23 protein-coding genes and 1 pseudogene are annotated in these 25198 nt (G+C 69.8%); 19 read left to right on the forward strand and 5 right to left on the reverse strand.

Annotation, left to right across the window (positions count from 1 at the left end; genetic code table 11):
- Nucleotides 1-27: 27 nt before the first annotated feature.
- Nucleotides 28-675, forward strand: a complete 648-nt coding sequence (locus tag E7742_RS01170) for a TetR/AcrR family transcriptional regulator (RefSeq protein WP_137797247.1) — start codon at nucleotides 28-30, stop codon at nucleotides 673-675.
- On the opposite strand, the gene E7742_RS01175 is transcribed toward E7742_RS01170, so the two are convergent.
- Complete coding sequence (locus tag E7742_RS01175) at nucleotides 643-1512, reverse strand: alpha/beta fold hydrolase (RefSeq protein ID WP_137797248.1); 870 nt, start codon at nucleotides 1510-1512, stop codon at nucleotides 643-645. The genes E7742_RS01170 and E7742_RS01175 overlap by 33 nt on opposite strands.
- A gap of 76 nt (nucleotides 1513-1588) precedes the next feature.
- On the opposite strand from E7742_RS01175, the gene E7742_RS01180 reads away from it, so the two are divergent.
- Nucleotides 1589-2059, forward strand: a complete 471-nt coding sequence (locus E7742_RS01180) for a MarR family winged helix-turn-helix transcriptional regulator (protein ID WP_137797249.1) — start codon at nucleotides 1589-1591, stop codon at nucleotides 2057-2059.
- A gap of 138 nt (nucleotides 2060-2197) precedes the next feature.
- Here E7742_RS01180 and E7742_RS01185 read toward each other — a convergent pair.
- The 3 genes and pseudogenes from E7742_RS01185 to E7742_RS01195 form a co-directional block, all read right to left on the reverse strand.
- Nucleotides 2198-3539 (reverse strand): annotated as a pseudogene (locus tag E7742_RS01185) (DUF222 domain-containing protein).
- An 85-nt stretch (nucleotides 3540-3624) separates the two neighbouring features.
- Nucleotides 3625-4104: a cupin domain-containing protein gene (locus E7742_RS01190; RefSeq protein ID WP_137797250.1), complete on the reverse strand. Its 480-nt coding sequence runs from the start codon at nucleotides 4102-4104 to the stop codon at nucleotides 3625-3627.
- A 63-nt stretch (nucleotides 4105-4167) separates the two neighbouring features.
- Entirely contained in the window at nucleotides 4168-5238 is a 1071-nt protein-coding gene (locus E7742_RS01195; RefSeq protein WP_137801001.1) for an NAD(P)-binding domain-containing protein, read from the reverse strand.
- 173 nt (nucleotides 5239-5411) lie between these two features.
- Here E7742_RS01195 and E7742_RS01200 point away from each other — a divergent pair, with 173 nt between their 5' ends.
- From E7742_RS01200 to E7742_RS01280, 17 genes are all read left to right on the forward strand, one after another.
- A complete protein-coding gene (locus E7742_RS01200; RefSeq protein ID WP_137797251.1) occupies nucleotides 5412-6143 on the forward strand; it encodes an enoyl-CoA hydratase in 732 nt (243 codons plus the stop codon).
- Between the two features lie 12 nt (nucleotides 6144-6155).
- Nucleotides 6156-7253 carry an MBL fold metallo-hydrolase gene (locus E7742_RS01205; protein WP_137797252.1) on the forward strand — a complete coding sequence of 366 codons (1098 nt, stop codon included), beginning with the start codon at nucleotides 6156-6158 and terminating at the stop codon, nucleotides 7251-7253.
- A 67-nt stretch (nucleotides 7254-7320) separates the two neighbouring features.
- A complete protein-coding gene (locus E7742_RS01210; protein WP_137797253.1) occupies nucleotides 7321-9786 on the forward strand; it encodes a cation-translocating P-type ATPase in 2466 nt (821 codons plus the stop codon).
- 109 nt (nucleotides 9787-9895) lie between these two features.
- On the forward strand, nucleotides 9896-10546 hold the full coding sequence (locus tag E7742_RS01215; RefSeq protein WP_137797254.1) for a ScbR family autoregulator-binding transcription factor: 651 nt from the start codon (nucleotides 9896-9898) through the stop codon (nucleotides 10544-10546).
- 67 nt (nucleotides 10547-10613) lie between these two features.
- A complete protein-coding gene (locus tag E7742_RS01220; RefSeq protein WP_137797255.1) occupies nucleotides 10614-11300 on the forward strand; it encodes a PaaI family thioesterase in 687 nt (228 codons plus the stop codon).
- 50 nt (nucleotides 11301-11350) lie between these two features.
- Nucleotides 11351-11542 carry an antitoxin gene (locus E7742_RS01225; RefSeq protein WP_137801002.1) on the forward strand — a complete coding sequence of 64 codons (192 nt, stop codon included), beginning with the start codon at nucleotides 11351-11353 and terminating at the stop codon, nucleotides 11540-11542.
- A 96-nt stretch (nucleotides 11543-11638) separates the two neighbouring features.
- Complete coding sequence (locus E7742_RS01230; protein WP_137797256.1) at nucleotides 11639-13279, forward strand: Na+/H+ antiporter; 1641 nt, start codon at nucleotides 11639-11641, stop codon at nucleotides 13277-13279.
- 16 nt (nucleotides 13280-13295) lie between these two features.
- A complete protein-coding gene (locus E7742_RS01235) occupies nucleotides 13296-14495 on the forward strand; it encodes a lipase family protein (RefSeq protein WP_137797257.1) in 1200 nt (399 codons plus the stop codon).
- Nucleotides 14492-15715 (forward strand): sensor histidine kinase, encoded by a 1224-nt coding sequence (locus tag E7742_RS01240; protein WP_137797258.1) that lies wholly within the window; start codon nucleotides 14492-14494, stop codon nucleotides 15713-15715. The genes E7742_RS01235 and E7742_RS01240 overlap by 4 nt, the downstream gene beginning before the upstream one ends.
- Nucleotides 15716-15781: 66 nt before the next feature.
- Nucleotides 15782-16576 (forward strand): LytR/AlgR family response regulator transcription factor, encoded by a 795-nt coding sequence (locus E7742_RS01245; RefSeq protein WP_137797259.1) that lies wholly within the window; start codon nucleotides 15782-15784, stop codon nucleotides 16574-16576.
- Nucleotides 16573-16947, forward strand: a complete 375-nt coding sequence (locus E7742_RS01250; protein ID WP_137797260.1) for a hypothetical protein — start codon at nucleotides 16573-16575, stop codon at nucleotides 16945-16947. Before E7742_RS01245 ends, E7742_RS01250 begins: the two co-directional genes overlap by 4 nt.
- A 20-nt stretch (nucleotides 16948-16967) precedes the next feature.
- Nucleotides 16968-18725: a sodium/solute symporter gene (locus E7742_RS01255; protein ID WP_137797261.1), complete on the forward strand. Its 1758-nt coding sequence runs from the start codon at nucleotides 16968-16970 to the stop codon at nucleotides 18723-18725.
- A 110-nt stretch (nucleotides 18726-18835) separates the two neighbouring features.
- Nucleotides 18836-19198: a Rieske 2Fe-2S domain-containing protein gene (locus E7742_RS01260; protein WP_137797262.1), complete on the forward strand. Its 363-nt coding sequence runs from the start codon at nucleotides 18836-18838 to the stop codon at nucleotides 19196-19198.
- 155 nt (nucleotides 19199-19353) lie between these two features.
- The gene (locus E7742_RS01265) at nucleotides 19354-19716 is read left to right on the forward strand and encodes a DUF485 domain-containing protein (protein ID WP_137797263.1); all 363 of its coding nucleotides are present in this window, start codon (nucleotides 19354-19356) and stop codon (nucleotides 19714-19716) included.
- A complete protein-coding gene (locus E7742_RS01270) occupies nucleotides 19716-21356 on the forward strand; it encodes a solute symporter family protein (RefSeq protein WP_441346872.1) in 1641 nt (546 codons plus the stop codon). The genes E7742_RS01265 and E7742_RS01270 overlap by 1 nt, the downstream gene beginning before the upstream one ends.
- A 117-nt stretch (nucleotides 21357-21473) precedes the next feature.
- Nucleotides 21474-21905 (forward strand): type II toxin-antitoxin system Rv0910 family toxin, encoded by a 432-nt coding sequence (locus E7742_RS01275; protein ID WP_137797265.1) that lies wholly within the window; start codon nucleotides 21474-21476, stop codon nucleotides 21903-21905.
- A 72-nt stretch (nucleotides 21906-21977) separates the two neighbouring features.
- Nucleotides 21978-23606 carry a substrate-binding domain-containing protein gene (locus E7742_RS01280; RefSeq protein ID WP_137797266.1) on the forward strand — a complete coding sequence of 543 codons (1629 nt, stop codon included), beginning with the start codon at nucleotides 21978-21980 and terminating at the stop codon, nucleotides 23604-23606.
- A 1136-nt stretch (nucleotides 23607-24742) separates the two neighbouring features.
- On the opposite strand, the gene E7742_RS01290 is transcribed toward E7742_RS01280, so the two are convergent.
- Nucleotides 24743-25168, reverse strand: a complete 426-nt coding sequence (locus E7742_RS01290) for a hypothetical protein (protein WP_137797267.1) — start codon at nucleotides 25166-25168, stop codon at nucleotides 24743-24745.
- Nucleotides 25169-25198: the final 30 nt, after the last annotated feature.

Raw genomic sequence — 25198 nt, forward strand, 5'->3', positions numbered from 1 at the left:
CATCGTAGAGTCTGTCAGGATGGAGACATGAGTCACCGCCCGTCCCGTCGCGACGCGATCTGTGAGGCTGCCCTCGACCTCGCGGCCGAGGGGGGAAACCACGCCGTCACGCATCAGGCGATCGACAAGCGTCTGGGGCTCGCGAAGGGCTCGACGTCGTACTACTTCCGTACCCGCGAGGCGCTCGTGACTGCGGCGGTGCGGCGGCTGACCGACCGTTCGCGGTCCGCCTTCCTCGCGGTGTACACCGACGCGGTACCGCCGACGCTCGACAGTGCTGCCGAGTTGATCGGCGGTCAGCTCGAGCACTTGACGACGGTGCGCCGCCGGGACGTCCTCGCCCGGTACGCGCTCGCGGTCGACGCCGCGGCGGACGCCGAGCTTCGCGTGGCGATCGCGTCGTGCCTGTTCTCCGTCGAGAAGGCGACGACACTGATGGACGCGCTCGGTGCCGCCGACGCGGAGGTGACGGCGTACGACTTGATCAGCCTGTTGGAGGGGTTGCTGTTCGATGCCGTCTACGGGGCGCGATCGGTGCTCGGGGAGAGCGCGCGAGCGCGAGGGATTCGGTTGCGCTCGACAGTGCACACGTGGTTGGTCTGCCTCGTTCCCGTTCGGGCCGTCGATCGGCGTGGACACGGACTATCGGAGCGCCTCGTCCAGCACGGCGAGTAGCGCCGGCGCGGGCGCCATCGGCAGGGTGTAGTGAGTTGCGCTGTCCAGCATCCTCGTTCGGGCCGTAGGTATCGCATTGGTCACCCGGGACCGGACCCGGTCCACATTGTGGATCCGACTGCGTTCGGCAAGCACCACGGTTGTCGGGCACTGCAGGTCGGCGAGAGCGCGGCGGCTGGGGCGGCGCGGCACGACGGGCCTGGTCGCGGGAAAGTGCTCGGCTCCGAACCCGACGAGATCGAGCCAGTCCCGGTCCAGATCGGAACCTGCTGTCTCCCAACCGATGAGCGCGCGCTGCCGCTTCGCGGTGGGACGCAGCAAGAGCGGGAGAGCGCGAAGGAGGTAACCCGGCCGCATGCCGGCAAAGCATGCGTTGGGATCGACGAGGACCAAGCGACGGACCTTGTCCGGGTTCCGCAACGCGTAGGCCAGGGCCACCATCGCGCCGTACGAGTGACCGACGAGCGCGACGGATTCGAGCCCGAGCGCGTCGAGTACGGCGGACAACCAGCCGAGTAGATCGTCCACCGTCCGCAGGCGGGAACCCGCGACGCTGCGGCCGGGGTCGCCGAGTAGATCCACGGCGTATACGCGATGCGTCGCGGCGAGCTCGCCCGCGACGGCGAACCACGACGTGGACGACGCTCCAGCACCCGGTAAGAGCACCACCGGCGTCCCGTCGTCCGGACCGCACACGTTGACGTGCGTGACTCCGTGCCGAGTCGTCACCGAACGTCCGACAACGGGGGCGGCCCACTTGTCGAGCACCCGGTCGTATCGGTCGAAGTACTCCTGTCCGGCCGGCGTCGCGGCGAAGCCGTTCGTCGTCATTTCCATCGTGCACCCCTCCGAATTCTCTCGATGATCGAGAGGTTAGACTATCGAGATAAAACCGTCGAGGATCGGAGCCGAAGTGACCCACTCCCGCGACCGCGAGGCCATGGCGTACGTGCACCGCCTCCGGGCGCTGACCGTCGAACTGAATCTCCTGGGTTCGGAGTTCGCGACGCGGAACGGCCTGCATTCCACCGATCTTCAGGCGTTGATCTGCCTGTTGGACGCCGTGCGGTCGGGTACCCCGCCCACGCCCGGGTGGCTCGGCAGCCAGCTCGGTATCAGTTCGGCGTCCACGACCGCCTTGGTCGATCGCCTCGAGGCCACCGGGCTGCTCGCACGGACACGGGACACCGAGGATCGTCGTCGCGTGCTGGTGACGGTCACCCCGCGGGCCGAGGAACTCGGGTGGTCGTTCTTCGGTCCGCTGATCGGGCGAGTGGTGGACGTGATCGATACCTTCTCGCCGGGGGAGCAGCAGACGATCTCCACGTTCCTCGCTCGTATGCAGGATGCAGCGTCCGACGCTCGCGACTTGCACCGGTCCTGATCTTCGCTCGCGGCGGCACTTCTTGGGCCGCAGCGCCCTCGGGTACGTCTGGTCACGCCGTTGTAGCCGACACCCATACCCTTCGGATGTCGGCTGCAACGGTTTCAGGGCCGTTGTGGCGTCGTCGCTCTCCCTCGATTACGCCGCATGGGGTCCGGCGCGGTTGTGCGCGGGCATGGGTTTCTTGTCTGGGTCCACCAGTGATGGTGGGGTGAACCAGGGGTGGTGGTCGGGGCCGATCTGCACTTCCCAGTGGGAGTGGTGGAGGAGCCGGTGGTGGTACCGGCAGAGTAGGACGAGGTTGTCGAGGTCGGTGGGTCCGCCGTCGGCCCAGTGATGGATGTGGTGACCTTCGCAGTGGGCGGGCGGGGCGCCGCAGCCGGGGAAGGCGCAGCCGTGGTCGCGGGCGATCAGCGCCCGGCGCTGCTTCTTGGACACGGTTCTGGTGGTGCGGCCCAGGTTCAGCGGTACACCGTCGTCCATCACGACCGGGGTGAGGTGGCAGTCGCAGGCGAGGCGGCGGGCGGTGGCGATGGTCAGCGGTCCGAGGTGCGGTAGGCGGGAAACATCCTTACCGTGAAATTCGCTGCTGCCGAACAGGTTCTGTGTGTCGGCGTCCCTGTCTCGGCTTAACCACGCATCGTGGTCGTGGTCGTGGTCGTGGTCGGTGCGGGCGAGGTCGCGGGCGTTCACGTGCAACGACAGGTGCGGCTTCTCGCCGCCCTCGATGGGTGCCTCACCCGAGTCGAGGTAGCGGCGCAGGATTTCGGCGAACGCGTCCGCGCGGCGCTGTCCCGCGGTCCGCGTCGCGGCGGGGTCGTCGTTCGGGTTCCGCGGTTTCGTCAGCGCGGACAGCGCCGTCAGCAACATCTCGCCGGTGACGGCATCCAAGTCACCCTTCACCGCCACGCGCCCGTTCAACGTCTTCGAGGCGTGGAACTCGTTGCGGTCGGCGTCCTCACTGGGCGGGAGTTCGTCGGATTCGAAGATCCGCTCGAGCCGCGAGATGCAGGTGCGCACACTCACCGTGGTCGCCGCCGGGTTGGCGGCGCAGTCGAGTAGTACCTGCCGACACGACGGAAGGGCCTCGTTCGGCATGCCACGCGGCGGTTGTCCGCAGAACTTGGTGATCAGAGCGGCATGCTCGCCGGAGATGGCCCCTGCGTTGAAAAGCATCAGCGACATCCGGTTCACGCCGCAACGCCTTCCCCAACGCCAGAATCCGGGCCGCGGCAGGCACTTCCAGCAACGTATTGGCGGCAAGCCACTGCTTCACGCTACGAAACCCCAGCGTGTCGAACGAGACTGCACGCTCGTCGATTTCGACCACAGCCGTCACGCGCAGGGCTTCGAGCTGCTCGATCAGACGCGAGAGATCAACCGTCGTGCGCACCAGGTCCAACTCGGCCAGCCCCCGCACGTCATCGTGACTCAGCTCGATGAGCGCAGCAGCTGCGGTATTGAGTCCCCCCGGATTCATGACACGAGTCTAGTTCGAACTGGTGTTCGAGTCAATGCGTGGTCAAGTTCTTCGGTCCTACGCCGTCGACGTCGCGTTCGCGAGGTCAGTACTGCGCCGGCGAGGGCATCGGCTGCTGCTGGCCCTCGACGCGGAAGTCCGCGAAATCGAACCCGGGCACGACGATGCAGCTGACGAGGCCCGGCTCGTCGCCGACGGGCCGGGCTCGCTGCCACGTGCGCGGCGGGATCGCGACTTGTGGGCTCTCACCGGACGAGATGTCCGGTCCGAGAACATGGCTCGTGACGGGGCCGGGCGCGTCGCCGTCCTCGCCGAGTTCGAGCAGGAGCGGACTTCCTCGGTGGTACAGCCAGATCTCCGTGCCGCGCACCGTGTGCCACGCAGACTGTCGGCCGGGTTCGAGTAGAAACAGGATGGCCGTTCCGGCGGACCGCGCCCCGCCGAACATGTTCGGCAACGCGACGCCGGGCAGTTCGATGTCGCTACGCCAGGTCTCGACGTACCAGCCCCCCTCGGGGTGCGGGGCGAGGTCGAGGCCTGCGGCCCAGTCGGGAAGATCGGTCACGAGACCATGATGTACCGATCGGTCTCGCATTGCTACAGCCGCGTCCGGTGGCGGATGCCGACCTCACCGCTCCAGGAACTGTGTCAGCTCCCGCGCGGCGGCCCGGCCCGCCCGGTTGGCGCCGATCGTCGACGCCGACGGCCCGTAGCCGACGAGGTGGACGCGGGGATCGGCCGCCACCTGTGTCGCGAGTCGGCCCGTCATGGTGATGCCGCCGCCCGGGCCACGCAGTCGCAGCGGCGCCAGATGGTCGAGGGACGAGCGGAACCCGGTGCACCACAGGATGACGTCGGCGCGTTGCTCTGTTCCGTCGGGCCACCGCACGCCCGTCTCGGTGATCTCGGAGAACATCGGAAGTCGCCGCAGCACACCCCGTTCCTTCGCTGCTCGGATCGCCGGGGTGACGGGCAGCCCGGTCACGGACACCACGGAGCCCGGCGGCAGCCCGCGGCGCACTCGGTCCTCGACGAGCGCCACTGCCGCCCGTCCGATCTCGGGCGTGAACGGCTCCTCCCGGAACTGCGGTTCGCGGCGAGTGACCCACGTGGTGGAGGTGACGCACGAGATCTCGTCGAGCAACTGGACGGCGGAGATGCCGCCGCCCACCACGAGCACGTGTTCACCCTCGAACTCGCGCGCGGAGCGGTAGTCGCGGGTGTGGAGCTGCCGGCCGGCGAATCGCTCGGCACCGGGCACGGACGGCACGAACGGCCTTTCCCACGTGCCCGTGGCGTTGACGAGCCCGCGGGTCCGATACGTGCCCTCGGCGGTCTCCACGGCAAGCCGCTCCCCGCGATCGCACACGACCGTCGCGTGCACCGGCCGGTGCACGGGGAGTTCGAACCGCTTCTCGTAGAGCCCGTAGTAGTGGGGGACGGCCTCGGCGGCCTGCACCGTCTCGGTGTCGGGTCCGAGCGTCTCGGCGAAGGGCATCCCCGGCAGGTCGTGCACGCCGTTGACGGTCCGGAGCGTGAGCGACGGCCACCGGAACTGCCACGCGCCGCCCGGGCGGGGCGCATGGTCGAGAACTACGAAATCGCCTTCCGGCTCGAGGCCGGCGCGGCGCAGGTGGTACGCGGTGGACAGGCCGGCCTGGCCGGCCCCGATCACCACCACCTCGAGCTCGGTGTCCATCCCGCTCCGTTCTGTCATAGCCTGAGTCAGCCGCAACGCTCACGACGGCGCCGTTGTTCCGCGGCAACCGGCGTGTCTGTGAACGCTGTGTAACAGGTTCTGTTCGGACAGCGCCCGCCGGGCACCGTCCACCGGGGGCGGCGCCTCGCACCCGAGAAAGCGAGTGGAGCCACATGATCGGGACCAGCCGCGACGGCCACGTGATCACGCTCGAGTTGCAGCGCCCGGAACGGCGGAACGCGCTCAACACCGAATTGTGCATCGCGCTCCGCGAGGCGCTCGAGAAGGCCGTCGCGGACGAGGCTCGGGCGATCGTGCTCACCGGGCAGGGTTCGGCCTTCTGTGCGGGCGCCGACCTGTCCGGGGACGTCTACGCCGAGGGCTTCACGGACCATCTGCTCGGGATGCTGCACACCATCGATTCGATCCCGGTCCCGGTGATCGCCGCGGTGAACGGTCCTGCTGTCGGTGCCGGTACCCAGCTCGCGCTGGCGTCCGACCTGCGAGTCGTCGCGCCCGAGGCGCGGTTCGGGGTTCCCGCCGCGAAGCTCGGCATCACGGTCGACAAGTGGACGGTGCGGCGTCTGGTGTCGCTCGTCGGCGGCGGTCCGGCCCGGACGATACTGCTGGGCGCCGAGACGATCACGGCCGACGAGGCTTTCGCGCGAGGGCTCGCGAACAAGATCGGTGACCTGGTGACGGCGCAGGAGTGGGCCCGGACCATCGCCGAGCTCGCCCCCCTGTCGGTGCGACACCTCAAGCTGGTCCTCAACGACGACGGCACCGGCGAACCGCAGACCGAGGCGCAGCTGGCGGCGCTGTACGCGGCGTGGGGCAGCGAGGACGCGCAGGAAGCACGCATGGCACGGCTCGAGAAGCGGGCGCCGCAGTTCCGGGGTCGGTAGGGGGATCGAACGATGATCGGTAGACGACTGCTCGTCGCGGCGGCGGCCGCGGGCGCCGGCTGGGTGGCTCGAGCCGCGTGGGGAACGGTGCCGGCGCTCGGTGCGTCCCGCTCGGCAATCCGGCCGTACGCGGCGGGCTCACCGCGCTACCGCGACAACCGATTCCACAATTCCGAGCCCAGTTCTTCGCTTCCGTCCGGATCACAGTCGGGTCTGGCGAAGGCGTTCCTCACCCGCGGGGCCACCGGCCGGCCCCGTCGCGCGATCCCGCTGGCGGCGCCACTGGCCCCGACCGCCGCGGGCGAACTGGCCGTCACGTGGCTCGGGCACGCGACCGCGCTGATCGAGATCGACGGGCGCCGAGTGCTCACGGATCCGGTGTGGAGCGATCGCGTCTCGCCGTCGGCGGTCCTGGGCCCGGCCCGGATGCATCCGATGCCGATGGCGCTCGAGGATCTGCCGACGATCGATGCCGTCGTCGTCTCGCACGACCACTACGACCACCTCGACCAGTCCACCGTCGTGCGGCTGGCCCGGACGCAGTCCACGATCTTCGTCGTGCCCGTCGGGGTGGGCGCGCATCTCCGTCGGTGGGGCGTTCCGGCCGACCGGGTCGTGGAGCTGGACTGGGACGAGAGCACCGAGGTCGCCGGGCTGACGCTGACCTGCACGGAGGCCCGTCACTTCTCCGGGCGCGGGCTCGCCCGCGACACCACGTTGTGGGCGTCGTGGGTGATCGCGGGACCGCGCCGCACGGTGTTCTTCGGCGGCGACTCCGGCTACACGACGCGTTTCGCCGACATCGGTCGCCGGTACGGCCCGTTCGACGTCACGCTGCTGCCGGTCGGGGCGTACGACGAGCGCTGGCCGGACATCCACATGAACCCCGAGGAGGCCGTGCGTGTCCACCTCGACGTCGACGGCGGACTGCTGATCCCCATTCACTGGGCCACGTTCAACCTGGCCTTCCATCCGTGGGACGAACCGATCACCCGGCTGCTCGACGCGGCTGCCGACGCCGGCGTGACCATGAGCGTTCCGATGGTGGGTCAGCGCATCGACGGTGTGCGCCCACCCGAGCAGAAGCCGTGGTGGCAGGGCCTGGCCTGAGCGTCGACGCCGGCCACATCGCGGACCTTCCGACGTGCCGTCACGGAGGTGGAATAGCCTTCGTGTCATGGCAACGGACGAGCCGACCGAAGGCGGCGTAGTCGGCACCCTCGACACCGATCCCCGACACATCGAGAACGGCCTCACCGCCGACCAGGTGGCGCAACGGGTCGCGAGCGGGCAGACCAACGACGTACCGGACCGGGCGAGCCGCTCGGTCAAGGACATCGTCCGGGCGAACGTGTTCACTCGGATCAACGCGATCCTCGGGGTGCTGCTGATCATCGTGCTGTCGACGGGCTCGATCGTCGACGGGATGTTCGGTCTGCTCATCGTCGCGAACAGCGCGATCGGCATCATCCAGGAGATCCGCGCCAAGCGGACACTCGATCAGCTCGCGATCGTCAGCCAGGCCAAGCCCATGGTCCGCCGCGACGGGACCGCTGCACCCGTCCCGCCCAAGGACGTGGTGCTCGACGACATCATCGAGCTCGGTCCCGGCGACCAGATCGTCGTCGACGGCGTCGTGGTGGAGGCGTCGGCGCTCGAGGTCGACGAGTCGCTGCTCACCGGCGAGGCCGACCCCGTGCACAAGCCCGGCGGTGCCCAGGTGCTCTCGGGTAGTTACGTCGTCGCCGGGAGCGGCGCCTACCGGGCCACCAAGGTGGGCCGCGAGGCGTACGCGGCGAAGCTCGCCGAGGAGGCCAGCAAGTTCACGCTGGTGCACTCGGAGCTGCGCTCCGGCATCGACAAGATCCTCAAGTTCATCACCTACCTGATGATCCCGGCGGGTCTGCTGATCATCTACAACCAGCTGTTCTCGAGCGGCCAGGCACTCGGGCCCGCCCTCAACGGCATGGTGGCCGCGTTGGTGCCGATGGTGCCCGAGGGCCTGGTGCTGATGACGTCGATCGCGTTCGCCGTCGGGGTGGTGCGGCTCGGCCAGCGCAAGTGCCTCGTCCAGGAACTGCCCGCGATCGAGGGCCTGGCCCGCGTCGACGTGGTGTGCGCCGACAAGACCGGCACCCTCACCGAGAACGGCATGAAGCTCGCCGAGTTGCGCACCGCCAAGCCGGACGACGAACAGGTCGCCCGCGCACTGGCCGCGATGGCCGCGGACGATCCGCGCCCCAACGCCAGCATGCTCGCGATCCGCGAGGCGCTCACCGACGATCCGGGCTGGGAGCCCACCGCGGTGGCACCGTTCTCGTCCGCCAAGAAGTGGAGCGGGCAGTCGTACGGCAACAACGGCAACTGGCTGCTCGGCGCGCCCGACGTCCTGCTCGACCCGGACAGCGACATGGCCCGGCAGGCGGAGGAGGTGGGCGCCCAGGGGCTGCGCGTGCTGCTGCTCGGCAGCAGCGACCGCCCCGTCGACGCCCCGGACGCTCCCGGTGCGGTGACCCCGCGGGCCCTGGTCATCCTCGACCAGAAGGTCCGGCCCGACGCCCGCGAGACCCTCGAGTACTTCGCGAGCCAGAAGGTCGACGTCAAGGTCATCTCCGGCGACAACGCCGTGTCGGTCGGCGCGGTCGCGACCTCGCTCGGGCTGACCGGCGGCGACGACGCGATCGACGCGCGCAAGCTGCCCGAGGACCCCGAGAAGCTCGCCGCGACGCTGGACGAGGCCACCACGTTCGGCCGTGTCCGCCCGGACCAGAAGCGGGCGATGGTCGGCGCGCTGCAGTCGCGCGGGCACACCGTCGCCATGACCGGCGACGGCGTCAACGACGTGCTCGCGCTCAAGGACGCCGACATCGGAGTCGCGATGGGTTCCGGGAGCCCGGCCACCCGCGCGGTGGCGCAGATCGTGCTGCTGGACAACAAGTTCGCGACGCTGCCGTACGTCGTGGGCGAGGGCCGACGGGTGATCGGCAACATCGAGCGGGTCTCCAACCTGTTCCTGACCAAGACCGTCTACTCGGTGCTGCTCGCGTTCCTGATCGGCGTTTCGGGCCTGGCGGCGCAGATCTTCGGCTTCGACCCGTTGCCGTATCCGTTCCTGCCGCGGCACGTGACGATCGCGGCCTGGTTCACGATCGGTATCCCGGCGTTCATCCTGTCGCTGGCGCCGAACAACGAGCGGGCCCGCTCCGGGTTCGTCGCGCGGGTGATGCGGCTGGCGATCCCGTCCGGCGTCATCATCGGTGTCGCGACGTACGTGTCGTACCTGCTGGCGTACGCCGGTCCGGAGGCGACCGAGGCGCAGGTGGAGCAGGCCGGCACGACCGCGCTCATCACGCTGATCATGATCGCGTTGTGGGTGCTGGCGGTGGTCGCGCGTCCGTACACGTGGTGGAAGATCGTGCTGCTGGTGTGCTCGGTCCTCGGGTACGTGATCCTGTTCGGGTTCTCCTTCACCCGCGAGTTCTTCAAGCTCGATCCGTCGAACGTCGGCGCGACCACCGGGGCGCTCGTCATCGGCCTGGTCGGTGTGGTGCTGGTCGAGATCGCGTGGTGGGTGACGGGCCGGATCCACGGCGAACACCGCCGCCTGTTCGCCTCGAGCGAGGACCTGCCCGGCGTGCACTGACCACGGCGCCGGGCCCCGAGATCGACAGGTGCGTGGACACGTGTCGAGTGATACCGTCCGGACGGCCGTTCAACCGTTCGGTCATCGGGGGACGGGGTGGAGGTCGGGCGTGGCCCAGCAGGCGCGTGCGGTGGCGACCAGGCAGCAGATCGTCTCGTGCGCCGCGTCGGCCTTCGATCGGTTCGGTTACTACGGCGCGCGGGTCGAGGAGATCGTCGAGAGCGCGCGGATCACGAAGGGCGCGCTGTACTTCCACTTCGGCTCCAAGGAGGGCCTCGCGCAGTGGATCAGCGACGAACAGCACCGCATTGCGGTCACCACGACCGACGCGATCGCCGCCACCGACGCGCCGGCCCTCGAACAGGTGGTGATGCTGTGCCACGAGATCGCGCGGCAGACCGTCGCCGACCCGGTCGTCCGCGCCGGCATCAGACTGACGCTCGAGCGGGGCACGTCCGCCGCCGGCGGTACCGGACCCGACCCGTACCGGGCGTGGACGGACGGCTGCACCCGGTTGGTCCGGCGGGCGATCGAGCAGGGCGACATCGCCGACTACGTCTCACCGCACGTTCTCGCCCGGCACCTGATCGGCGCGGTCACGGGGGCCCAACTGGCGTCGCGGGTGGGCACCCTGTTCGCCGATCTCGAGCACCGGGTGGACGAGATTTGGCAGGTATTGCTGCCGGGGATCGTCCCGGCCGGCCGTCACGATCGGATCCGGTCGGTCAGCACGGCACGGTGGTGTGCCTCCGGGGTGTGAGTCCGGCCTCGGTATCGTCCTCGTGACGTGCAGGCTGCACATCAGTGCATGCGGGAGTGAGGCTTCGGTGACGGAATCGATCGACGGGCAGCAGGGGCTCTACGTGTTCGAGGAGCTGACGGACGAGGAGATCGCCCGGGAAGCCGACCTCTACGGCGACCTCACCGGCGGTGTACGGGACCTGGTCGAGCTCGCGCTCGCGACCGAATCCGACGAGGACGACATCCGCCGGGCCCGTGAACACATCGAGGCCGCGAAGCGGCTGCTGGAGAAGAAGACCCGTCCGCACCCGTACGGGGTGCGGTGGAACGCGTCCGGAAACCGGCGCGCGTGGGGCAATGCCGTGGTGGGGCTGCGGAACGCGATCGCACCGCCGCTGCACATCCGGCGCGAGGAGGGCGGTCTCGTCTGGGCGGAGGTCGAGCTCGGGATGGCGTACGAGGGGCCCGCGGGGCTGACCCACGGCGGTATCTCGGCGCTCCTGCTCGACCAGGTCCTGGGCGAGGCCGCCGAGCACGGAGGCGCCCCGGGCATGACCGGGACACTGACGCTGCGGTACCGGCGGCCCACCCCGTTGGGCAAGCTCCGCGCGGAGGCTCGGGTGGACCGGATCGAGGGCGTCAAGACGTTCGTCACCGGCCACATCGCCGGCCCGGACGGTGTCTGCGTCGAGGCGGAGGGCATCTTCATCCTCCCGCGGTGGGCGCGGGCGGCCGACGGGACCAGCCCACTGCCGGTGCCCGGCCAGGCCTGAGCTGTCGCCGCCGCGGGCGGATCCGCAGGAGTTCCGCAAGAATGGTGACCATGGGATTCATGGATTCGGTCAAGGGCCTCGTCAACAAGGGCCAGGAGCTCGCCTCGGAGCACTCCGACAAGGTGCAGAACGTGATCGACAAGGCGGCGGGCATCGCCGACGACAAGACCGGCGGCAAGTACAGCGAGAAGATCGACAAGGCTGCCGAGGCCGCCAAGAAGGTCGTACCGCCGAAGGAGTGACGGACGCGGGGCAGTGATCGCCCGCGCGCGATCGCGGGTGCCGGCGCTCCACCGCGCCGGCGCCCGCGACGGCCCTGAGCGCGGCACAATCGACGCGTGAACCTGACCCTCGTGCTACTCGTCGTGATCGCGGCCACCGCGGTGACGGGGTTGGCGAAGCGGCAGGACCTGCAGGTTCCACTCGTCCTGGTCACCTTCGGTTCGGTGGCCTCGTTCATTCCCGGCATGCCGCGGCTGGAACTCGAGCCCGACATCATCCTCGGGGTCGTGCTGCCGCCGCTGCTGTACTCGGCAGCCCTGGACTTCTCGCTCGCGAGTCTGCGGCGCAACATCGGCCCCATCCTCCGGTTGGGGGTGGGGCTGGTGCTGGTGACGGCGTTCGTCGTGGGCTTCTTCGCGAACTGGCTGGTGCCCGAACTGACGCTGGGCGCCGCGATGGTGCTGGGCGCCGTCGTGTCGCCGACCGACGCGGTGAGCGCCGTCAGCGTCGGACGCCAACTCGGACTGCCGAAGCGAGTTCTGGCAATCCTCACCGGGGAGGGACTTCTCAACGACGCGACTGCGCTGACCCTGTTCACTGTCGGTGTAGCGGCGGTCGCCGGAACCCGTGTGGTGGTGGAGCAACCGGTGCTGTTCTTCCTCTACGAGGTGGCCGGGGGCGTCGTGATCGGCTTCGTGCTGGCCACGGTGGTCCGGCTCGTGCGGGCCCGGATGTCCGACTCGCCGCTCGAGACCGTCCTGGGGCTGGTGTTGCCGTTCGCGGCGTACCTCGCGGCCGAGGAGATTCACGCGTCCGGCGTGCTCGCAGTCGTCGTCGCGGGTTTCGTCATGGGTCATCACGCCACCAACGCCTCGGTTCCGACGCGTATCCAGGAGCGTTCGCTGTGGGCGACGTTGGACCTGCTGCTGGAGACGTTCGTGTTCGCGTACATGGGGCTGCAGCTCAAGTTCGTCATCGACGACGTCGCCGACGAGGGTCTGCCGGTGCACCACATCTTCGCGTACGCGATCGCCGTCCTGGTGGTCGTCATCGCGGTGCGGCCGCTGTGGGTGTTCGTGAACTGGAGCGGGCTGCGGATGCGTCTGGATCCGCGCACGGAGACGACGGCGCACCGCGGCCTGAACTGGCGGCAGAAGCTCGTCGTCTCCTGGGCCGGGATGCGGGGCGTCGTCACCCTGGCAGCGGCCGGCGGTGTCCCGGTCCTCACGGCGGCGGGTGACCCCTTCCCCGGCCGCGGCGTCATCCAGGCGATCGCGTTCGTCGTCGCGGTCGGCACGCTGGTGATCCAGGGCGCGACCATCCCGTTCCTGATCGAACGGCTCGACGTCGCCGACCCCGCCGAGGCCGAACGCGACCGCGAACAGACCCTGCTGGCACGGCGCATCTCGGCGGCGGCCGCCGACCGCACGCTCGCCGAACTGTCGGCCCACCCGCCGGCCGGCGCGAACCCCGAGGAGTTCGCCCGGGCCGTCGCCCGCGTGCGGCTCTCGGTCCGGGCGCGGGCACAGGTGGAGGAGGCCGAGGGCGACGACGACGGCAACAGCACCGCACTGCACCGGACCGGCGCGCTGTTCGACACGGTGCGGCGCCGCGTGCTGCAGGCCCAGCGTCGCGCGCTGATCGCCGCCCGCGACGAGGGCGACCTCGAGGACGAGGTTTTGCGCGCCGAACTGGAGGCGCGCGACATCGAGGAGGCGGCGGCCGAGCAGCGAGTCCTGCGCCGGCGCCGCGGATGACGGGCACAATCGAGCCGTGACCCGAACCCGGATGGCCCTCGCGGTGGCGATGTGTGCGGCGACCGCGGTGGGGTGTGCGACCACGTCGGGCACCCCGGACACACGCACGTCGACCGCGGTGAGCTCGCCGACCTCCACGGTCGCGGCCCCCGCCCCCGCCGAGCGCGGACTGGTGACGTCCGCCGAGCCGTTCACCGGCTCCGGACTGTCCGGACAGCGCATCCTCTATCGGTCGACGTCGGGGATCGACGGGCGCGGCACCGAGGTGTCGGGCACAGTGTTCGTGCCGCCGGGGCAGGCGCCCGCCGGCGGCTGGCCGGTGGTGACGGTGGGGCATCCCACGACCGGACTGCTCGACGAGTGCGCGCCCTCGCGTGCCCCGGACCTGTTGGGGGCGGCGGGTCTGGTCCGGGACCTCGTCGGCCGCGGGTTCGTCGTCGCGGTCACGGACTACGAGGGGCTCGGCACCGACGGCCCGCACCCGTACCTCGAGCCGGACACCGCCGGCCACAATCTGATCGACGCGGTCCGCGCCGCCCGGTTCCTCGTGCCCGACGCCTCGACCCGATGGGCGGCGATCGGGGTGTCGCAGGGCGGGCAGGCGTCGTGGGCGGCCGCCGAGCAGGCCACCGACTACGGGGACGGGCTCGAGTTCGTCGGGGCGGCCAGCCTGTCGCCGCCCGCTGATCTCAGTCCGATCGTGTCCGACGGGCCTCCGAATCTCGATGTCCCGCAACAGATGTTTCTGCCGATGTTGATCGACGGCCTGACCGTCTCGCATCCCGACCTCGACGCGAGCGCCTACATCCGTGGACCGCTCACCGAGAACCGGGACGTGATCCGTTCGTGCACGGGCCCGCTCGCGTCGCGGAAGCTGTCCGTCGCCCTCAACCTGACTCCGGCGGACACCATCCCGCGCAGCAACGACGACGTGGCCCGGATGCGGGAGTGGCTGACCGCGGACGCGCTGCCGCAGCGCCGCGCCGGCGCGCCCATGCTCGTGGTGATTCCCGGCAAGGACAATCTCATCCGCCCGGACTGGACGATCGCGGCCGTGGGACGGGCGTGCGGGCTGGGCGACGTGATCGAGATGCGGTACCGGGCCGACGACGTCCATGCCGACTCCCGGGCGCTGCCCGGCGCCGTCGACTGGGTGGCCGGCCGGTTCACCGGTGCGCCGCTCGTGAACACGTGCGCCGGCCAGGGCGCACCGTGACCGGCGTGCTGTGGGCGGTGCTGGTGGTGACCGTGGCCGTCGCCGCCGTGGTCGCGATGCGCACCCGGCGGGTGCTGACCACGCCGGCCGAACGCGCCGTTCACGACACACTGCACACGGCGTCGCTCGCGGCGCGTCCGCTGCGCCGCGGTCTGGACGAGACCTCGGCGCGAGAGGCTGCGCCCCACCTGCGGCTGCTCACGGGTGCGGATTCGCTCGCGATCGTCGGCCCGGACGGCGGACTGCTCGCGTGGAACGGTCCGCACGAGACGTTCGCGGACCAGGTGGTCGCGGCAGCCGTCCGCGCGATCGACGGCGGCCGCAGGGTGCTGGTGGCGCACGGCGACCTCGCCCGCGCCCCGGGGAATCAGGAGGTGCGCGCCCTGGTCGCGCAGCCGCTGCTGCTCGAGGACACAGGCGTCGTGGGCGTGCTCGGTGTCGTGGCCACCCGCGACCCGGGCCCGGCGATGCTGGGCGCGCTCACCGAGGTCGCCCGGTACGCGTGCAGTCAGATCGAGCTGGCGGAGTTGGACGCGTCGCGGGCCCGGCTCGACCGCGCCGAGCTACGGGCGTTGCGCGCCCAGATCAGTCCACACTTCATCTACAACGCGCTCGGCACGATCGCGTCGTTCGTGCGAACCGACCCCGACCGGGCGCGCGAGCTCGTGCTCGAGTTCGCGGACTTCACCCGATATTCGTTCCGGTCGGCCGCCGAGTACACGGTCCTGGCGGACGAACTGCGCAACGTCGACCGCTACCTCACCCTCGAGCGGGCCCGGTTCGGCGACAACCTCGAGGTCCGGCTGCAGGTGGCGCCCGAGGTGCTGAGCGTGGTGCTGCCGTTCCTGGCGCTGCAACCGCTCGTCGAGAACGCCGTCCGGCACGGGCTGTCGGGGAAACCGGACGGCGGCACCGTCACGATCGTCGCCGCGGACGCCGGGCCGGACTGCATCATCAGCGTCGAGGACGACGGCGTCGGCATGGACCCGGAACTGCTGCGCTCGGGCGAACTGGATGCCGTCGTCTCGGGCGCCCGACAGCCGCGGGACGGGCGCCGGCCCAGCACGTCCGAGGCCGCGCACGTGGGGCTCGCGAACGTCGACGACCGCCTGCGCGCCGCGTTCGGCAACGACTACGGATTGGTCGTCGAGACCGCGCCCGGTGCGGGCACCAAGGTGAGCATGCGGGTACCCAAGTTCCGCCCGGGCATCCGGGCCTGATCGCGGAACCGGCATCGGGCCTGCCTGGTCGGTCCGGGGCCCACGACGTGGCACGATGGATCCGTTGTGAAAGAGACTTCGGACGGGCCCCCGGACGGCCCCTTGACGGTGCTGGCAGTCGACGACGAGCGTCCTGCCCTCGACGAGCTCGCCTATCTGCTGCGGGCGCGCGAGGAGATCGGCGAGACCCGCACTGCCGGTGACGCGACCACTGCCCTGCGCATCCTGCGCGAGGGCGGGATCGATGCGGTGTTCCTCGACATCAACATGCCCGGTCTCGACGGGCTCGAGCTCGCCGGCATCCTGACGCAGTTCGCGAGTCCGCCGTCGGTGGTGTTCGTGACCGCGCACGAGGACCGGGCGGTCGCCGCGTTCGACCTCGGCGCGGTCGACTACCTGCTCAAGCCGCTGCGCGAGGAGCGCCTTGCCGAATCGGTGCGCCGCATCGTGGAGCGTCGTCGACGCGCCCGCGACGAGAGCGACGGCCAGTCGGCGGACGAAGTCATCCCGGTGGAGCTCGGTGGGGTCACGACGCTCGTGCCGCGATCGTCCGTCAAATGGGTGGAGGCCGACGGCGACTACGCGCGGCTGCACACGGCCGGCGGATCGCATCTGGTGCGCATACCGATCTCGTCGCTCGAGAGCCGCTGGTCCGACGCGGGTTTCCTACGGGTCCACCGGTCGTACCTGGTGTCCCTCGGCGAGGTCACCGGAATCCGTAGCGTCGGTTCGGGACTGGTCGTGTGCCTGCGCCCGCAGGGGAGTGCACCCGCGGTGGAACTGCCGGTCAGCCGGCGGCACACGCGGGAACTCAAGGACCGGCTGATCCGCGGGCCGCGTCAGAGCTGGACGTCGCGATGACCTCGCCGGGGGCGGGGCCGCCGGCGCGGGAACGGGTGGTGCTCGCGCAGCGCCGCGGCGCCCGCATGGTGCGCACCCGGGTCGAGGTGCAGGAACAGACCGAAGTCGGCGACGCGATGATCCGTGGGCTCGTGCGCGCGCAGCTCAGCCTCGCGGTCCGTGTCGCCGCGGTGGTCGCGCTGCTGTTCGGGGCGATCCCGCTGCTGCTGATCGCGTTCCCGTCCGTCGCCGACGTCGCCGTGCTGGGCGTGCGGATGCCGTGGCTGCTCGCCGGGGGGCTGGCCGTCCCGGTCCTGGTGGCGGCGGGTTGGTTCTACATCCGGGCGGCCGAACGCAACGAGCAGGACTTCACCGACCTGGTCGACGACTGAGTCCGCGGGGCGCCGAGACGATGTCGACGATCGGACAGCCGATTCCGCTGATGACCGTACTGGCCCTGGTGGCCGCGGCGGTGGCGACCGTGGGCATCGGGATCTACGGCGTCCGCCTCGCGCGCACCACCTCCGACTTCCTCGTCGCCTCGCGCAGCGTCGGTCCGGGCTGGAACGCGGCTGCGATCTCCGGCGAATACCTCTCGGCGGCTTCGTTTCTGGGTGTCGCCGGACTGATCGCCAAATACGGTGCCGATGCGTTGTGGTATCCGATCGGGTTCACCGCCGGCTATCTGGGCCTGCTGTTGTTCGTCGCGGCCCCGCTGCGCCGGTCCGGCGCCTACACCGTGCCGGACTTCGCGGAGTTCCGGCTCGGCTCGGTGCGGGTACGTCGACTGGCGATGGCGGTCGTCGCGCTCGTGTGCGTGCTGTACATGGTGCCGCAGTTCCAGGGTGCGGGACTGACGCTGAACATCCTTCTGGGCGTGCCCGGTTGGGTGGGAGTCGTCGTGGTGGGCGCGATCGTCGTCGGCAACGTGGCCGGCGGCGGCATGCGGTCGATCACCTTCGTGCAGGCGTTCCAGTACTGGCTCAAGCTCACCGCGGTCGCGGTACCGGCGCTGGTGCTCACCGTCCACTTCTTCGCCGACGAGCGACCCGTGGGACAGCCCGCGCCGCCGACGGTCGCGGTAACGACCTCGGTGGACGTGACGACCGATGTCGTCGTCCAGGTCGCGACACCCGTGGACGTGACCGTCGACGGCCGGCTCGACGGCCGGGACGTGTCGGGCGCCGTGCAGCTGGGTGCGGGCCGGCACGAGCTGGGCCGCGGCACGACGCTGGAGTTGCCGGCCGGCTCGCCCGTCCCGGTGGTCGCGGGGGCGCCGGCCGACGGCGCCGACTGGCTCGTGCCCGGCGGCGGCTTCGGCGATCCCCACCCGCTGTACCAGGTGTATTCGCTGATCCTGGCGACCTTCCTGGGCGCCATGGGACTGCCCCACGTGCTGGTGCGCTTCTACACCAACCCGGACGGCCGAGCGGCGCGCCTGACGTCGCTCGTGGTGATCGCGTTGGTGGGCGCCTTCTACGTCTTCCCCGTGCTGCTCGGGGTCTTCGCACGGCTGTACGTGCCGCAGCTGCTCATCACCGGCACCTCGGACGCGGCGGTGCTGCTGCTGCCGGGGTCGGTGCTGTCCGGGTGGGGCGGGCAGCTGCTGGCCGCGCTCGTCGCCGCCGGGGCGATCGCGGCGTTCCTGTCGACGTCGTCGGGGCTGCTGGTCAGTGTCGCGGGCGTGCTCGGCACCGACGTCCTGCGCGGGCGCGTGCGCGATTTCCGGGTGGCGGCGCTGCTGTCGGGAGCGGTGCCGCTGGTTCTGGCGTTGGGCGCGACGTCGTTCGACCTGTCCCGCTCGGTGGGGCTGGTGTTCGCGGTGGCGGCGTCGACGCTGTGTCCGCTGCTGGTGCTGGGTATCTGGTGGCGCGGCCTGACAGCGGCCGGCGCCGGCGCGGGCCTGACGGTGGGGCTGGTGGTCGGAGGGGGAGCGGCGCTGGTCGCGGTGACCGAGGTGGTGTCCGAGATGTGGCACGGATGGCCGGCGGCGCTCATCGGGTACCCGGCCGCGGTGAGCGTGCCGCTGTCGTTCGCGACGATGGTCGGTGTCAGTCTCGCCACCCGCCGGCGGGTGCCGCGCGACGTGGCCCGCACCTTCACCCGCATGCACGCTCCCGAGCGGCTCGGGATGGGACGCGACCGCGAGGGCGATCTGCGTTCGACGTGAGCCGAGGTTCCGGTGGCCGGGTCCGGCGATTGACGGGATTCGCCGGTTTCGGTCACCGTGACCGGGTCTGCGTGTGCTTCCGGTGTACACGCCCGGAAGAAGGAGACGCCGTGTCCGACTGGCACTGCCTCGGAACCGCCGACGACTACCGCGACGGCAAACCCCACTCGGTCCGTGCATTCGACACCGACCTCGTCGCGTTCTCGGATCGCGCCGGGGTCATCCACGTGCTCGATGCGCGTTGCCCGCACATGGGCGCCGACCTCAGCCGGGGCCGGGTCGTCGGGGACACCATCGACTGTCCTGCGCACCGCTGGCGCTGGAACGGCCAGGGCCGGTGCGTCGGCGGCTCGCCCAAGCTCCTGCCGATTCGGTCCTGGACCACCGAGGAGCGCGCCGGGTTGCTGTACCTGCAGGCGTCCGATGCACCGCCGACCGGTCGACCGGTGCGGGCCGCGAACGCCTGGTGGTGACCACTCGTCGTCACCGCACGACCGTTCGGCGCACGCAATGTCGACTCGGCGTGTGACTGCCACCACACGCTTCTCCTGTGACCTGGATCTCACTAGCGTCGCTTCGCATACCCGCAGCAGCGACCCGCGAGGTCGCCGATGTCCCAGGAGCGATCATGACCACCACCGACCTCGGATCGGGAGAGCCGCTGCAGCGGTCCGTACCCGACGCGCAGGCCTTCGTCGACATGCAGGCCAGCCCGCAGTTCCAGGAGCTGCGGCATCGACTGCGCCGCTTCGTGTTTCCGATGACCGCGTTCTTCCTGACGTGGTACGCGGTCTACGTCCTGCTCGCCACGTACGCGTCGGACTTCATGGCCACCGAGGTCTTCGGTCACGTCAACCTCGGAATTCTGTTGGGGCTGGGGCAGTTCGTGACGACGTTCGCGATCACGGCGCTCTACGTGAAGTTCGCGAACCGGGAGCTCGACCCCCGTTCGACGGCGATCCGTGAGGAACTGGAAGGGCGGGCCCGGTGATGACCACACTCGCGCAGTCGGCGCCCGCCACGGACCTCGGCAATCCGCTGTTCAACATCGCGATCTTCGCGGCCTTCGTCATCGGCACGATGACGCTGGTGATCCGGGCGAGCCGCTCGACGAAGAAGGCCTCGGACTTCTACACCGGCGGCGGTCAGTTCTCCGGCCCGCAGAACGGATTCGCCATCGCCGGGGACTACCTGTCCGCGGCGTCGTTCCTCGGCATTGCCGGCGCGATCGCCGTGTACGGCTACGACGGCTTCCTGTACTCGATCGGCTTCCTCGTCGCCTGGCTGGTCGCGTTGCTGCTCGTCGCCGAACTGTTGCGCAACACCGGACGTTTCACGATGGCGGACGTCCTCAGTTTCCGCCTGAAGCAACGGCCGGTCCGGATGGCGGCGGCGCTGTCGACACTGGTGGTGTCGCTGTTCTACCTGCTCGCGCAGATGGCCGGTGCGGGCGGCCTGGTCGCGCTGCTGCTCAACATCAAGGACTTTGCCGGGCAGGCGATCGTCGTCGCGGTCGTCGGTGTGCTGATGATCGTGTACGTGCTGGTCGGCGGCATGAAGGGCACGACGTACGTGCAGATGGTCAAGGCCGTCCTGCTGGTCGCCGGTGCCGCCGTCATGTTCGTCCTCGTGCTGGTCGCGGTGAAGGGCAACTTCTCGCAGCTGCTGGCGGACGCGCAGGACATGGTCAACGGCTCGGCCAACGAGGCCGTCGCCGGCCGGGACGTGCTCGCCCCGGGCGCGAAGTACGGCATCAGTGACATGTCGCGCCTCGACTTCGTCTCGCTGGGTATCGCGCTGGTCCTCGGCACCGCGGGCCTGCCGCACGTGCTGATGCGCTTCTACACGGTTCCCACCGCGAAGGAGGCCCGCCGTTCGGTGACGTGGGCGATCGGGCTGATCGGTGCCTTCTACCTGTTCACGCTCGTCCTCGGCTACGGCGCGGCGCGCATGGTCGGCCCCGACAAGATCCTGGCCGCACCGGGCAAGGAGAACGCCGCGGCTCCGATGCTGGCGTTCGAACTCGGCGGCACCATCTTCCTCGGCATCATCTCGGCGGTCGCGTTCGCCACGATCCTGGCGGTCGTCGCCGGCCTGGCGATCACCGCGTCGGCGTCGTTCGCGCACGACATCTACGCGAGCGTCATCAAGCGTGGAAAGGCGTCCGAGGAGGAGCAGGTCCGGGTCTCGCGGATCACCGTCGTCGTCATCGGTGTGGTCGCGATCGTCCTCGGCATCATGGCGATGGGGCAGAACATCGCCTTCCTCGTGGCGCTCGCGTTCGCGGTCGCCGCCTCGGCGAACCTCCCGACGCTGCTGTACTCGCTGTTCTGGAAGAAGTTCAACACCACCGGCGCACTGTTCAGCATCTACGGCGGCCTGATCAGCTGCCTGGTGCTGATCGTCTTCTCGCCCGCCGTCTCGGGGACCAAGACCTCGATGCTGCCCGACGCGGACTTCTCCTGGTTCCCGCTCGCCAATCCCGGCATCGTCTCCATCCCGCTCGCGTTCGTGCTCGGCATCGTCGGCACCTACGTCGGTCGGCGCCGGCTCGAGGATCCGTTCAAGCAGGCCGAGATGGAGGTGCGCTCGCTCACCGGCGTCGGCGTCGAGAAGGCCGTGTCCCACTAGCCCCTCGAAGCTCAGCAACCTCACAGGTCTCACCGGTCCCAGTACGCGTCGTGCCGTATCCCCGGCACGGCGCGTACTGTCGTGTACGTCACCTTTTCCATTGGTTACGATCCGTCAATGGCCAAGCTGAAGGTGTCCCTCGACATGCCCATGAGCCCGGAGGATGCGTGGAGCCGGGCGTCGGACCTCGCTGGGTTCGAGCAGTGGCTCAGCATTCACGAGGCGTGGCGCAGTGAGCTGCCCGACGAGCTCGCTGCGGGCACCACCGTCAGTTCGATCGTCACCGTGAAGGGTCTACGCAACCGGATCACGTGGACGCTGCAGCAGTACGAGCCGCCCCGCCGGCTGGTGCTGAAGGGCGACGGCAAGGGCGGGGTCAAGCTGGGTCTCGTACTCAGCGTCGTGCCCGCCGACGCCGGCGCGGCGGTGGCACTGGACATCGATCTCGGGGGCGCTCCGCTGTTCGGCCCCATCGGCTCGGGTGTCGCCCGCGCCCTGCGCGGCGACATCGAAAGCTCGCTGCAGAAGTTCGTCGCTCTCTACGCCTGATCCGGTCGGAATCCGTCCGATCGTCCGCGCCCACCTGCGCTCCCTGCGCTTCCCCTGGAGGTCTCGAAGCCCATGGCCGGTCGTCACAGCGCGCCGCCGCGCGCGAAATCGGTCTCGCCGCTCGTCAAGTACGGTGCTCTCGGTCTGGCGGCGGCCGTGGTGGTGGGTGTAGGCGCGTACGTCGTGGTCGACCGTCTGGTCGGCGGTGGGTGCGACGCGGTGACCGAGTACACCGTCGCGGCCGACCCGTCGCTGGCACCGGTGCTGACGGCGGTCACCAGGAATGCGGCCGCCGAGGACCTCGGCTGTCGCAGTTTCGCGATCGAGGCCGCCTCCGGCCTGGACGCGCTGGGTGCGCCCGGCCAGGATGCCCGCCCGGACCTGTGGATCCCGGACTCGGCCCAGTGGGTCGCCAAGGCCGGTGCGGCGACGGGCACGCTGTTCGACGTCGCGGTCCCGTCCGTCGCCGCCACCCCGGTCGTGCTCGCCGCGCGCGACGGTGAGCTGCCGTTCTTCGCGACGTGGCTCAATGCGCTGCAACTGCAGGGGATGCGTATCGGTGATCCGCTCACCAGCAGTGTCTCGGCGGCACCCATCGCCGGCGCCCTCGCCGAGGCGGACGCCGGCACCGTCGCGGCCGATGCCGTCCAGGGTGCGTTGGTTCCTCTCGCCCAGGCGCAGGCGGCCGACATGCACGAGGCCGATGCCGCGCAGCGTCTCGCGGCCGTCGCTTCCGACGGCGGGGTCGCGATCGCGACGGAGCAGCAGGTGGCGGCACTGCGCGGCGACCAGCCCGTGCGACTCGCGGTCACCGCACCCAACTCGGGCGCGGTGTTCCTCGACTACCCCGTGGTCGCTACGGCGACGGGCGCCGACCATGCGGCGGCGAAGGACGCCGGAGTGGCGCTCGCCGGGATCCTGAACTCCGATGCCGGTCGGGACGCGCTGGCCCAGAGCGGTTTCCGCGGGCCGGATCGTGCCCCGCTCGACGCCGAGCGCGGCATCGGGGAGGCTGCGACGCTGGCCGTGGCCGATCCCGCCGAGACCGCCCAGGTCCTGAAGCGTTTCGCGGTGCTGGCGCTGCCGTCGCGGGCGCTCGTCGTCGAGGACGTGTCGGGATCGATGGCCGAGCAGGCCGGTTCCGAGACCCGGATCGCGCTCACCGTCCAGGCCAGCGAGACGGGCGCGCGGCTGTTTCCGAACAACGCGCAGCTGGGTCTGTGGGCGTTCTCGATCGGGCTCGGCGGCAATGGCAAGGACTACCGGGAACTCGCACCCATCCGGCGACTGGACGAGTCGATCGACGGCGTCGTCCACCGCCAACGGCTGACCGATGCGGTGCGGACCCTGCCCAGCCTCGTCAAGGGCGGTACGGGACTGTACGACACGACGCTCGCGGCCTTCCGCAAGGTGAAGGAGGATTACGATCCGGCGGCGATCAACAGCGTCATCCTGCTCACCGACGGTGCCAACGAGGACCCGTCGAGCATTACGCTCGACCAGTTGCTCGATACGTTGAAGCAGGAGCAGGACCCCGCCAGGCCCGTCATCATCGTCACGATCGGGATCACCGCCGACGCCGACGCTGCTGTCCTGCAGAAGATCTCGGCGGCAACCGGAGGCACCAGCCACGTCGCGCGGACCCCGGCCGAGATCCCCGGTGTCTTCGTGGACGCGATGCGCAGCCGCGCCGCCGGCTGACACCCGGTGGGCTGTCCATACGCGACTCTCCCACGCGTCGCCAGAGGAGGACGGCCTCGGTGGCCGCGCGGACCGCGTCCTCGGTCACTCCCGGAGCGCATTCGCGAAGCATCGGCCGTGATCGCCTCCTCCCGGACGTAGCTACGCCGAACGCCGCACTTCCTTCGGCGGCGATGCGAGCGCCAGCGATCCGTCCGCGGCCGGTGTAGAACTGGCTAGCATCGCCGCTGCCGATTGATCCCGCCGCAAGAATCGTAATTATGTTGTCTGCCAGCAATACTGTCCAACTGTTACGGCTTGGCCGAAGCAGTGGCCGCAATCTCTACCCCGGGCCGGGAGCTCGGTCTGCTGGCGGACCATGTGTCGATCGGCAGGTGCTTAAAGTCAAAGGCATCGCCGCATCTACGGCCGATGGCCGGGCCTACCCCAAACTCGGAAAGGCCGCTGTCCGAATGGCGTTGCGCGTCGTCGACCCGGACACGCGTACCGCTTGCGACCCGGCACGGAGGGGAGTTCGAACTGTAGCGAGAGCACCACCAGCGGATAACTCACCGCCCGAGGAAGTGTCGCCACCCATGCCGATGGCTCGAATCGCACAGTTGACATCGAAGACTCTACCGAGCAGGTTGCAACCGTGATTTGCGGCCGCCGCACGGACATCATCATCACTGGGCACAACCTGTATCCGACCGGTATCGAAGGGGGCGCCGGCGCCTGCACCGACACCGCCATCGTGGTAACTGCCGCCTCGGCAGCCCCCCCCGGGCAAGGGATTCGCCGTGCTCGCCGAATCCGCTACCACAAGGACGGGGCCATCACTCTGAACTGCGACGGACGCAATCAGCACAGCGGTCTTCAACGCCGCGGGAATCCTTCTCCAGGCAGTGACCGTTCTTGCCCGCGAAACCCTGCCTCAAACCTACTTCGGCAAACTGCGCAGAGCCAGCGCCCGCGCATTCATTACAACCAAGCATGGAACCGACATAGAACGGTCCACAATAAAATGGTCTCTAACCTACACTGATTACGTTTTGGGCCGGATCAGGCGCAGTTACGGGCCTGGGTTACGAGTCGTTGGTGAATCGACGAAAACGGTTGGTGGACATGTAGTCGCAAGTGCTCCACTGCGCGTCGAATCACGCCGATCGTTGCTGTGCACGGCGGCACCCTGTGCACATTCCGCCCCCTTCATGGACGACGTGGCCGACCAGCTTCCGACGGCGCGTGGTCATAGGCTTGTGGCAGTTGCGGCATTGGTTAGGGCGCGTCGTCGGCGCCTGCGCGAGTTGCTTGATTACACGGCGGAGCGCTCTCTCGGTCAGGGCATCGCCGCGACAGACGATTCCTGCCATCACCACGCCGTCGGCGACGCGGGTCTCCTCTTCCTCAAAGCAGGTCCCGGCGGTCAAAGCTGAACGCGCGCAAGCCAGGAAGATGTCGCGCGGACATCTGTCCTGACACAGCGCCTTCGCAGCGATGGTGGCCGGCAACACCTGCCATCCGCTTGCGTCCTTGGGGCGCAGGAATCCAGGGCGTCCAAGGCAAGGTGGTTGATCGTTCACAGCGCTAGAGTACATCACTCGTTGCATGTT

This window comes from Rhodococcus sp. SGAir0479 (assembly GCF_005484805.1).
Lineage (GTDB): Bacteria > Actinomycetota > Actinomycetes > Mycobacteriales > Mycobacteriaceae > Prescottella.